Origin of the sequence: Bradyrhizobium neotropicale, assembly GCF_001641695.1 — a bacterium.
Classification (GTDB): Bacteria; Pseudomonadota; Alphaproteobacteria; order Rhizobiales; family Xanthobacteraceae; genus Bradyrhizobium; species Bradyrhizobium neotropicale.
Window position 1 is genome coordinate 164,012 of the sequence record NZ_LSEF01000080.1, and the last position, 10,555, is coordinate 174,566.

The following is a 10,555-nucleotide window of genomic DNA, read 5'->3' on the forward strand; positions in this document are numbered from 1 at the left end:
CTTTTACGAAGGTTTCGTGACAGTCGGATGACAGCACTAAGCAACTGAAATCGCTATGATTTCAGGTTGACGCGGAAGTCTTCGCCTGGGGAAAACAGGCGGTGAAAGTGGCGCCCTGCTTGGGCACGCTTTCGATCAGGAGCCGGCCGCGATGACGGTTAAGAATATGTTTCACCAGCGATAATCCGAGCCCTGTCCCGCCCTGCGAGCGGCTATCGCCGACGTCAACCCGGTAGAAGCGCTCGGTCAGCCGCGGCAGATGCTCGGGCGCGATGCCAGGACCGAAATCGCGCACGAAGACGCGGATTTCCTGAGTTCCGTCGGTCGCCACACTCATGTTGAGCGACACGATGACGCGCCCGCCCGACGCCCCGTATTTCAGCGCGTTCTCGATCAGGTTCTCGAACAGGCGCAGGAGTTCCTCGCGGTCGCCCGCGATCATCACAGGGGTCTCCGGCAGGTGGGTCTCGACGTCCACCTGGCGCTCGCGTGCCAGCGGCTCGAGCCCGTCGGCGACCTGGCGGATGATCGGCACGAGGTCGACCAGGGTATCGGGCCGCACATGGGCTGAGAGCTCGACCCGCGACAGCGACAAGAGGTCGTCGATCAGGCGCGCCATGCGGGTGGCCTGGTTGTGCATGATGCCGAGGAAGCGCTCGCGCGCCTTGGGATCGTCCTTGGCCTGGCCCTGCAGCGTATCGATGAAACCCGACAGCGCGGCGAGCGGTGTGCGCAATTCGTGGCTGGCATTGGCGACGAAATCGGCGCGCATCTCCTCGACCCGGCGCAGCGGCGTCTGGTCGTGGAAGGTCATCAGCATGCATTTGTCGGCCCCGCCGAAGGTGGTGGGCACCGGCACCGGCGTGATGAAGAGCTCCATCCAGCGATCGACCGGCACATGATCGAGATAGGCCGCGCGTCGCGGCTCGGTGGTGGCGATCGACTCGCGCAGCGCGGTAATGATCTCCGGCGAGCGCAGCGCGAACTGCGCCAACTCGTTCTTGCGCAGCGCAGGCGCCAGCTGGGCGGCGGCGGCATTGAGATGGATGACGCGGCCGGCGCGGTCGAGCAGCACCGCCGGATCCGGCATGCCGGCAACGACCGCCGCGACCGCCGCGCTTTCGACGGGATTGATGCGGCGGACGTCGTCACGCGAGGCCGCATTGTCGTGCAGCCGCCACGGGATCAGCGCCGCGGCCGCGATGCAGAGGAACACCGTCACCGCCCGCACCACCGTCAATTCGCCGAGCGAAACCACGACCGACAGCGCCAGCGCCGCGGCGATCAGGATGATGGTCGAGTGCCGCAGCCGGTCGGACCAGGGCTGGGCGGCGGGAGAAGAAGGGGCGTCAATCGCCATCGGGGCGGACTTCTCCTTAAGGGGCTTGCGCGGTTCAGGCGCCGCTATCGCTGCGCTCTCTCACATAGGCGGCCTCAGGTGGCGGGCCGGGGTCGAGCTTGAGCGCCGCCTGCTGCAGGCGCTTCGATCGAGCACCTATGATAACCTCACGAAACGTCAGCAAGATTACAGATATGACGAAGGGCGAAAGATAATAGAGGACCCGGAACAGGAGCATGCCGCCCAGCAGTTCCTCGCGGTCCATCTGCCAGAGGCCGACCAGCATGGCGGCGTCGAACACCCCGAGCCCCCCGGGCGAGTGGCTGGCGAAGCCGAGCAGCGTCGCCGAGACGAAGATCACCGCGACCACGACGAAGCCGAGATTGGGCTCGTCCGGCACCAGCACGTACATTGCGAGCGCACAGAAGCCGAGATCGACGATGCCGATGGCGATCTGAAGCAGCGTCAGCGGGCCGCCGGGCAGCACCACGGTCCACGGCCCGCGACCAACCACCCGCGGCTGGGTCCAGACCCAGACCACGTAGGCGACCAGCGCAACGATGATCATCATCGCCAGCGTGCGGTTCAGCCAAGGCGGAAGCTGGTCGATCGAGGCAGCCGCCTCCGGATGGTAGGAAATGCCGAGGCCCAGCACGGCGGCGTTGCCCAGCCAGAAGGTCAGGCCGGCGAGGAAGCAGATCTTGGCAACATCGATCGCATTGAGGCCATAGGCCGAGTAGATGCGATAGCGCACTGCGCCGCCGGTGAAGACGCTGGCGCCGACATTGTGGCCGATCGAGTAGCTGGTGAAGGCGGCGAGCGCGTTGACGCGATAGGGCACATGGGAATGGCCGATCGCACGCACGGCGAACAGATCGTAGAAGGTCAGGGTGAAATAGCCCGCGGCCACGAACACCGCCGCCATCACAATCTGGCGCGGCTCGGTGCTCTTGATGGCCTCGACCACTTCGTTGAAGTCGATGCCGCGCAGCATGTGATAGAGCACATAGCAAGCGATGCCGATAACCGTGACGCTGATCACAACGCCAAGCTTATGCAGGATTTGCTTCTGGCGCAGAAACGACATCGCCCTGCGTATGGCTTCCAGCATCTAGACCTCGAACAACGCTCCAGCGGCCAAGTTGGCCGGCGAATTGACGGCCGGCGAACCCGCGTCGCCGGAGCCGGCACCGCGCATTCCCCCCGCTCTTCCACTAGCGCGTTTTGCGGCGGAGTGGAATTCGCCAATAGGAACAAAAAGCCGTGCCTTCAATGTTTTAGGTAGGCCTTTGGGCGGGGAATGCACAGGGGTGGCTCTTTCGGCGGCTGGGTTCATGCGAATCTCCATGGCAATCCTGCGCAGGGGCCATGAAGTTTTGATGATTTCGGCAGCGCAATGTTCCGTCGCCGCTTAAGCCGACGTCAATCTATGCGTCCCGCCCGCCGGTTGAAAGACGGGACAACACGGCCGGCTTTGCACGGATTATCCGCGACGCTGAGAGGTCGGGCGCGAGCGCTGCCTAGGGGGCGGTCAAATAGCCGCGCTCATGGGCACGGGTCTGATCCTCGAAGATCGCCATGGCCGTGGTCATTCGGCGGAAGCCGAGACGCTCGTAGAACGCCTCCTTGCCGGGCACGGCGTACAGGATGATCTTGCGGTGCGAGCCGCAACGCGCAAGCAGCCGCTCGATGATCTGGCGACCGAGGCCCTGCCCCTGGCAGTCCGGGTGCACCGCGATATCGCAGAGATAGGCGCAGTCGCGGCCATCGGCGAGCACGCGGCCCGCGCCGACGAGGTGGCCGTCGTCGTAGACGAAGATCCGGAACATGCTGTTACCGAATACCAGCGCGAGATCAGCCGGCGCCTTGTTGCCCAGCGGCGCGATGCGGTAGAGCGCCGAGAGCTCGTCCCAGTCGACCGCGGTAAGATCGTCAGTCCAGACAATCGGCATCGGCGATCCCTCCTGCGCTGATGTCAGTGGCGCGCGGCGGCAACGGCCGCGACGATCTCGTCGGTTGCGGGAAAATGTCCCTTGGTGCGGCTGGCGACAATCCTGTCGCCGACCTTGACCTGGAAGATCCCACCCTTGCCCGGCACGAGATCCACCTCCAGCGCCAACTGCGCGCGCAGCGCAGCGGCGGCTTCCGTCGCGCGCTTCTCGTAGCCGCAGGGCCGGCAATAGGCGATCGTCACGTCCGACATGCCGCCCTCCGTTCAAGCCGCAAGCTGCGGACGCACAGCCTCGATGCCCGCGATCCAGCCCGCGACGGAGCGACCGATCGCCTCGGGGTGATCCTCCTGGAGGAAATGCAGGCCGGGTCCGAGGCGCACCAGCGCACAGTGCTGCAGCGAAGCTGCGAACCGCTCGGCAAATTCAGGCGCGACCAGCGCGCCCGGGGCCCCCGTGAACAGCAGCTTTGGATACGACGAATTTGCCAGCGCCGCATGAGCGGACTGGAGCGTTGCGTAAACATCGGCAGGCTCGCCTGCGATCGGCAACTCGCGGGGAAAGGCGAGCACGGGGCGGCGGCTCTCGGTCGTCGGGAACGGCGCGCGATAGGATGCCATCTCCTCTTCACTGAGCTTGCGCAGGATGCCACCGGGCAGCACGCGCTCGACGAACGCGTTCGCATCGAGGATCATGGCCTCGCCTTCGCCCGGCGTTCTGAACTTGCGAAAGACGGCCCGCGCCGCCTCGGCGTGACCCTGCTCCTCCGCGATCTCGGTGTGGTGAAAATCCTGCCAGGTCGGCATCGGGCGGATGAATTCCATGAAGGCGAGGCCGCGGACGAAATCCGGCCGGCGCGCGGCGAGATGAAATGCGAGCGCGGTGCCCCAGTCCTGCGCGACGAGATAGGCGGAGGAGATGCCGAGCTCGTCGATCAATGCATCGAGATGGCGGACATGATCGAAGAAGCGGTAGGCGAGATCCGGCTTGCCGGACTGGCCGAAGCCTACGAGGTCGGGCGCGATGCAATGCGCAACAGGCGCCACCAGCGGCAGGATGTTGCGCCAGATGTAGGACGAGGTGGGATTGCCATGCAGGAACAGTGCGACCGGCGCATCATGGGCACCCGTCTCGCGCCAGGCCATCGTCGTTCCCAGGACGGAGGTGTTGCGGATCTCGATCTCGGCTTGCTGGCTCATGTCGGCTCCTTGAACACGGTTTGGAATGCGATGGTCTTGAAGCGTTCGAGCGCCTTGGGATTGCGATCGACCTTCATGCGCAGGATCGCGCCCTGCCAGGATGCAAGCAGGAAGTCGGCAAGCTCCTCTGGCTCGAAATCGGATGCGATCTCGCCGCGCGTCTGGGCCTCAGTGATGCAGGCTGCGAACGGCACGCGCCATTCGGCAAAGATCTCGGCGAGGCGGGCGCGCAGCATCTCGCTGCTGCCGGTGGCCTCCAGGCTGAGATCGCCGATCAGGCAGCCGCGGCCAAATCCGTCAGCCTCGAGCCGACCGGTAATGATGTCGAGGTAGCGCCGGAGCCGCGCGCGTGGCGTCAGCGAGGTGTCCTCGAGCGCCTCCGCGACTAGGCCCCTGGTGACGCCAAAATAGCGGTCGAGCACTTCGGAGGCGAAGGCCTCCTTGGAGCGGAAATGGTTGGTGAAGGAGCCCTGCGGCGCGCCCGCCGCAGCGGTGACGTCGCGCACGCTGGTGCCGTGATAGCCGGTGCGGAACATGACCTTGAGGCCGGCGTCGAGGATGGCATCTTTGAGCGAGGGCTTTGGCATGCGGGATATAATACGTACGTACGTATTAATGTCAAGCGCGGCCCCGCGTCTGGGCAATATCCTTACCGATCAGGTAGTTGTCGCGATGTTGGGTTAGACCCGCCTCCAAGCGGGCCGGAAACTCAGGCCGCCGGCGCGCCGCGCGAGACCACGCGGTCGCGCAGCCATGCGCCGATGGTGCAGCCGACCAGGTAGCAGGCGAACATGATCAGGCCGAGGTCGAGCCAATAGCCGAACCGTCCGGGGACCACGTGGGTCAGCGATGCCGCGACCAATCCTGCAACGAGCACGGCCAGCCAGCGCGCGGTCACCTTCGAGGTGCCGTTGCCGCGCTGGACCACCGAGATCCAGCCCATCGCCAGGCCCAATAGCAGCGATCCGACCAGCCAGCCCAAATGGAACGAGACGAGATAGGGCATCGTCACCTCACCAGAAATTCGATGCGACGGTTCTGCGCCTTGCCGTCATCGGTGTCGTTGCCGGCGACCGGCTGCGTCGCGCCATAGCCGACCGCGGTGAAGCGGTTGGCCGGCAGACCGGCCTTGACCAGATAGTCGATCACCGCCTGCGCGCGCTTTTCCGAGAGCGCCTGGTTGAAGGCGTCCTCGCCATCGGCATCGGTGTGCCCGGCGACCTCGATATTGGTGGTGGGACAGCGCAGCGCGGTCTCGATGAGATGGTCGAGAATCCCTGCGGAATCCGGATCGATATTGGCGCGCTTCGGCTCGAAGCGGATCTTGCCCTTGCTCAGGAGCTCCGTGAACAATTGCTGGCAGACCGTGCCATCGACCGGCCCTGCCGCGGGCTTCACCGTGATCTCCGGCTTGTACTGCCAGGTCTTTGGAAAATCCTTGCCGAGGCCAGCGCGGATATCGTTGGCCGCGCCTTCATATAGCGCATCGCCCGACAGCTTCACCTCGCGGTCGGACACCACGAGCGTGCCGGTCGACAGCCGCGACAGCGCGCCGAGAGCTGCGACCACCGCCGGGCTGAAGGAGCTGGGCGCACCGATGCTGGCCTTGAGGTTGTCGACGACCTTCTCGGTGAAGAATTTTCGCGAGGCGCTGCTTGCGATCGCCGCATGCACATTGTTGTCCGGCACATAACCCGTCAGCGTCAGCGTCGCGGCGACCGGATCCTTGTAGGCCTGGAAGATGTAAGGCGGCGCCTTGATCTCGTTCGCGGCGATCGAAAAACCCTCGGGCAGGTTCTTCAGCGCGGCTGCGATCGCCTCGCGGCCGCCGAGCTCGCGCGCCATGCCGGACAGGCTGACCGCGGTGTCGGAGATCGTGATCTTGCCTTCCTTCAGCTTGCCGATCTGGTCGAGCAGGAGCATCGCTGCCGCCTCGAACCGCGGCGGCGCGCCGCGCGCCAGCCCCATCTGATCGGCCACCTCCACCCCGCCGAGCTCCTTGCGCGCCGCCTCGATCAGCCGGGCCTTCATCGCCGGCAACGGCGCGCTGCCGGACAGCGTTACCCGGACGACGTCGCGCTCGGCGTTCCAGACGAACGGCTTGGCTTCGGGAACGAGGCGGGTCGCGTCGTCGACGAGCCGCACGCCGGGAACGTTCTCGACCGCCATGACCGCATCGCGCCGTCCCTCCTCGGAGAAGGCGTCGGCGGCCAGGCTGACGTCGCGGCCGTCGACGGCAATCCGGGTCTTGTCCAGAACGGTGTCCTTGAGCGCCGCGCTGCTACGGGCCGACAGGTCGGCCTCGACCGGTAAGGTGTTATTCCAAGCCGCAAATCCCCACATGACGGCCAAGGGAATCAACCCCGGCCACCATTTGCTGGCCCACCTGAAAAGCTTCTGCATTCGACGACCCGAACTCTGGAACCGGAGACAAAACAAACCCTTGGCAGGCTGTCAAACCGGAAATGCCGCCCCTCTCAAGGCACTGCGTGGACAATTGGAATAACTTTTTCTTCAAGGGTCCCACCCTAAGTTGAAGGCGGAATGCCAGGGGTCCGCCAGCCTTCGATGAAACAACTCCGCAATAACGTCATCCGCGCCGGGCTGGGTGCACTCTATTTCAGCGGGGCGCACCACCTTCTGCGCCCGCTTTTGTCGGGCGTCGGCGCCATTTTCATGCTGCATCATGTGCGGCCGGCCCGCGACGGCGCGTTCCAGCCCAACCGGCACCTCGAGGTCACCCCCGACTTCCTGCGCGCGACGCTTTGCCACCTGCGCTCCCGCGACATCGACATCGTCAGCATGGACGAGCTGCATGAGCGGCTAGTCCAGCGCAACTTCACCCGCCGCTTCGCCGCCTTCACCCTGGACGACGGCTACCGCGACAATCTGGAATTTGCGCTCCCGGTGCTGCGCGAATTCGACGCACCTTTGGCCGTCTATGTCGCGAGCGACTTCGCCCAAGGCACCGGGCGCCTGTGGTGGATCGCGCTGGAAGCCGTGATCGCCAAGGCTGAGCAGATAGACGTAGAGATCGGCAAGTCCGCGCTGCGGCTCGATGCCACCACGCCGGCGGCCAAGCAGGCGGCATTCGACCACCTGCACGACTGGCTGCGCGCGCTGCCGGGCGAGCACGATCTCAAGCGCGAGATCGAGGCGCTCTGCGCCAGATACGACGTCGACATGGCCGCGCTGTGCCGCTCTCTGTGCCTGTCCTGGGACGAAGTGAAGACGTTTGCCTCAAATCCGCTGGTTACGATCGGCGCCCACACCGTCAGCCATTGCAATCTCGCCAAGCAGAGCGAAGAGATCGCCGCGCAGGAGATGGCAATCAGCCGCGCACGGATCGAAGAGGCGCTCGGCCGTCCCGTGCTGCATTTCGCCTACCCCTATGGCGACCGCGAGGCGGCCGGGAAACGCGAATTCGCGCTCGCCGCTTCCGCCGGCTTCAAGACAGCCGTGACGACGCGGCCGGGCATGCTGTTCGCCGAGAACGCCGGCCACATGACCGCGCTGCCGCGCGTCTCGCTCAACGGCAACTATCAGGACGCCCGCATCCTGCCGGTGCTGACCTCGGGCGCCGCCACCGCGATGTGGAACGGCCTGCGCCGGATCGCGGCGGCTTGAGCCTTCCACACACTCAGACCTCATCCTGAGGAGCGCTCCGAAGGAGCGCGTCTCGAAGGATGAGGGCGGAGCTGGCGACGGTTCCTTGACTCCCCTCCTCGCCATGCCCACAACGAGCACCAACCAAGGGAGGCAACCATGCTCAAAAATCTGTTCTCGCTCGAAGGCCGTGTTGCGCTCGTAACCGGCGGCTCGCGCGGCATCGGCAAGATGATTGCCGCCGGCTTTCTCGGCGTCGGCGCGGCGAAGGTCTACATCACCGCGCGCAAGGCCGGGCCTTGCGAGGCGACCGCCAAGGAGCTCTCCGCGCAATATGACGGCGAGTGCATTGCATTGCCGATCGACATCTCGACCGTCGACGGCTGCAACAAGCTCGCCGGCGAAATCATCAAGCTGGAGCCGAAGCTCGACATCCTCGTCAACAATGCCGGCGCCGCCTGGGGCGCGGAGTTCGACGAATTCCCCGAGAGCGGCTGGGACAAGGTGATGGACCTCAACGTCAAATCCCTGTTCTTCCTGACCAAGGCGCTTGCCGCACCGCTGCGCGCGTCGGCGGCGCATGAGCGGCCCGCCAAGGTCATCAACATCGCCTCGGTCGACGGCATCTTCGTCAATCCGAGCGAGACTTATTCCTACGCCGCGAGCAAAGCCGCGGTGATCCATCTGACGCGGCGCATGGCGACGAAACTGATCAAGGACAACATCAACGTCACCGCGATCGCGCCGGGCGCGTTCAAGTCCGACATGAACCGGGCCGCGCGAGACCATGCGGAGGACGTCGCAAAGCGCATTCCGGCGCGGCGGATCGGAACCGACGAGGACATGGCAGGGGTGGCGATCTACCTCGCCTCGCGTGCGGGCGATTACGTGGTCGGCAACACCATCGCCGTCGATGGCGGCGTCGTCTACGCCAATGCCGGACTGGAGATCGCGGGGTAGGCGGCGGGTTTCGACCAAGGGAGGGCGGCATGCCCTCCCTCAAACTCACAGTCATGCCCCGGCTTGACCGGGGCATCCAGGGCGGATTCAACCGCTCGTCGCAACACTCCGTGTATCGCTCACTCGGAGCAATTCGTCGAGGGTTTCTGCCGGTGTTTTCCAGCCGAGGGTTTTGCGGGGCCTTGTGTTGAGTGCAAGAGCCACGGCCTCCAGATCATCGGCATCGTGCATGCTGAGATCCGTCCCCTTTGGAAAGTACTGGCGCAGCAACCCATTCGTGTTCTCGTTGGTGCCGCGCTGCCACGGGCTGTGAGGGTCGCAAAAGTAGACCTGCACGCCTGCATCGATCTTCAGACGCGCGTGCTGAGCCAGCTCAGCTCCTTGATCCCAGGTTAGAGACCGCCGCAGTCGCTCGGGCATGGTGAAGATTGCGCGGGTGATGGCGTCTCGCACCGCCTCAGCGCCATGTCCGGCGAGTGCAGGTCCATTCTTCACGCGAGCATCCTGTTCCTGACCGGTCATGCGCGGCAAATGCAGCAGAATGGTAAAACGGCTCGTGCGCTCCACCAAAGTGCCGATCGCGGAACTACCGAGGCCCATGATGAGGTCACCTTCCCAGTGACCCGGCACAGCTCGATCGGCAGCTTCCGCCGGACGTTGACTGATCATGATCTCGGAAGGAATGAAGCTTCTGCCTTTGCGGGCGCGCGCCCTCGGCATCCGCAAGGCCCGCCCAGTGCGCAAGCAGGCCGTCAGTTCACGGCGCAAAGCTCCTCGACCCTGCACATAAAGGGCCTGATAAATTGCCTCGTGACTGATGCGCATCGTCTCATCCTCGGGAAAGTCGAGCCGAAGTCGCCGAGAAATCTGTTCCGGGCTCCATGCCGTCGCCCAGCGTCGGTTTTGCCGATGCACCGCCCGGCGGCCCTTCCACACGACCTTCGGGCCAACGAGGAGCGCCCCGTCTGGCTTAGCGATCATACCGGCAAGCCTGTCCTGCACATAATCCCGCAGGGTCGGGTTGATTGCCAACTTCGCAAACTTGGGCCGTCGGGCGGACTGATCAGCATGCCATTGTGCCGTGGTCGCCCGGTACTCTGGAGCGCCATGGCGGCGCGCCACATTGCGACGGAGCTCACGGGAGATCGTGCATGGAGGCCGGCCGAGCTGACGAGCGATGGCTCGCACCCCATGCCCCTGCGCGCGCAAGATGGCAATCTCCTCACGTTCGGCGAACGACAGGTAGCGCTCCGACCGAGGTTTGGACGATCGCGACAAATGTGTTGGCGGCATACCGCCCGCCCTCCGGAACCAGCGTACTCCGACCGACGGCGACACCCCGGCCTCAACCGCAGCATCCCCGCTCGATCGCCCCAAGGCAATCGCAGTCCAGAACGGTCTATAATCTTCTCGTAGGACCTCTCGGGGACGATCTGTCCGCACACGCTTCTCCATCGCAACCTCTTTTGCTCGAGTGTTGCGACGAGCGGTTGAATCCGCCC

11 protein-coding genes are annotated in these 10,555 nt (G+C 64.9%); 2 read left to right on the top strand and 9 right to left on the bottom strand.

Features of this window, described 5'->3' with window-relative positions; genetic code table 11:
* Positions 1 to 61: 61 nt before the first annotated feature.
* From AXW67_RS26010 to AXW67_RS26045, 8 genes are all read right to left on the bottom strand, one after another.
* Positions 62 to 1,360, bottom strand: coding sequence for an ATP-binding protein (locus AXW67_RS26010; RefSeq protein ID WP_063680180.1), 1,299 nt, complete (start codon positions 1,358 to 1,360; stop codon positions 62 to 64).
* 34 nt (positions 1,361 to 1,394) lie between these two features.
* Entirely contained in the window at positions 1,395 to 2,450 is a 1,056-nt protein-coding gene (locus tag AXW67_RS26015) for a lysylphosphatidylglycerol synthase domain-containing protein (RefSeq protein ID WP_027549772.1), read from the bottom strand.
* Between the two features lie 409 nt (positions 2,451 to 2,859).
* Positions 2,860 to 3,291 (bottom strand): GNAT family N-acetyltransferase, encoded by a 432-nt coding sequence (locus tag AXW67_RS26020; RefSeq protein ID WP_063680182.1) that lies wholly within the window; start codon positions 3,289 to 3,291, stop codon positions 2,860 to 2,862.
* 23 nt (positions 3,292 to 3,314) lie between these two features.
* A complete protein-coding gene (locus AXW67_RS26025) occupies positions 3,315 to 3,542 on the bottom strand; it encodes an Rdx family protein (RefSeq protein ID WP_063680184.1) in 228 nt (75 codons plus the stop codon).
* A 12-nt stretch (positions 3,543 to 3,554) separates the two neighbouring features.
* Positions 3,555 to 4,487, bottom strand: coding sequence for a haloalkane dehalogenase (locus AXW67_RS26030; protein ID WP_063680185.1), 933 nt, complete (start codon positions 4,485 to 4,487; stop codon positions 3,555 to 3,557).
* A complete protein-coding gene (locus AXW67_RS26035) occupies positions 4,484 to 5,074 on the bottom strand; it encodes a TetR/AcrR family transcriptional regulator (protein WP_063680187.1) in 591 nt (196 codons plus the stop codon). The genes AXW67_RS26030 and AXW67_RS26035 overlap by 4 nt, the downstream gene beginning before the upstream one ends.
* 122 nt (positions 5,075 to 5,196) lie before the next feature.
* The gene (locus tag AXW67_RS26040; RefSeq protein WP_063680189.1) at positions 5,197 to 5,493 is read right to left on the bottom strand and encodes a hypothetical protein; all 297 of its coding nucleotides are present in this window, start codon (positions 5,491 to 5,493) and stop codon (positions 5,197 to 5,199) included.
* 2 nt (positions 5,494 to 5,495) lie between these two features.
* Positions 5,496 to 6,890, bottom strand: a complete 1,395-nt coding sequence (locus AXW67_RS26045) for an OmpA family protein (RefSeq protein ID WP_063680191.1) — start codon at positions 6,888 to 6,890, stop codon at positions 5,496 to 5,498.
* Positions 6,891 to 7,055: 165 nt separating this feature from the next.
* On the opposite strand from AXW67_RS26045, the gene AXW67_RS26050 reads away from it, so the two are divergent.
* Both AXW67_RS26050 and AXW67_RS26055 read left to right on the top strand, forming a co-directional pair.
* Entirely contained in the window at positions 7,056 to 8,114 is a 1,059-nt protein-coding gene (locus AXW67_RS26050) for a polysaccharide deacetylase family protein (protein WP_027549778.1), read from the top strand.
* Between the two features lie 138 nt (positions 8,115 to 8,252).
* Positions 8,253 to 9,053 carry an SDR family NAD(P)-dependent oxidoreductase gene (locus AXW67_RS26055; protein ID WP_063680193.1) on the top strand — a complete coding sequence of 267 codons (801 nt, stop codon included), beginning with the start codon at positions 8,253 to 8,255 and terminating at the stop codon, positions 9,051 to 9,053.
* Positions 9,054 to 9,140: 87 nt separating this feature from the next.
* Here the strand turns inward: AXW67_RS26055 and AXW67_RS26060 are convergent, their stop codons facing one another.
* Positions 9,141 to 10,508 carry an IS30 family transposase gene (locus tag AXW67_RS26060; RefSeq protein WP_201723621.1) on the bottom strand — a complete coding sequence of 456 codons (1,368 nt, stop codon included), beginning with the start codon at positions 10,506 to 10,508 and terminating at the stop codon, positions 9,141 to 9,143.
* Positions 10,509 to 10,555: the final 47 nt, after the last annotated feature.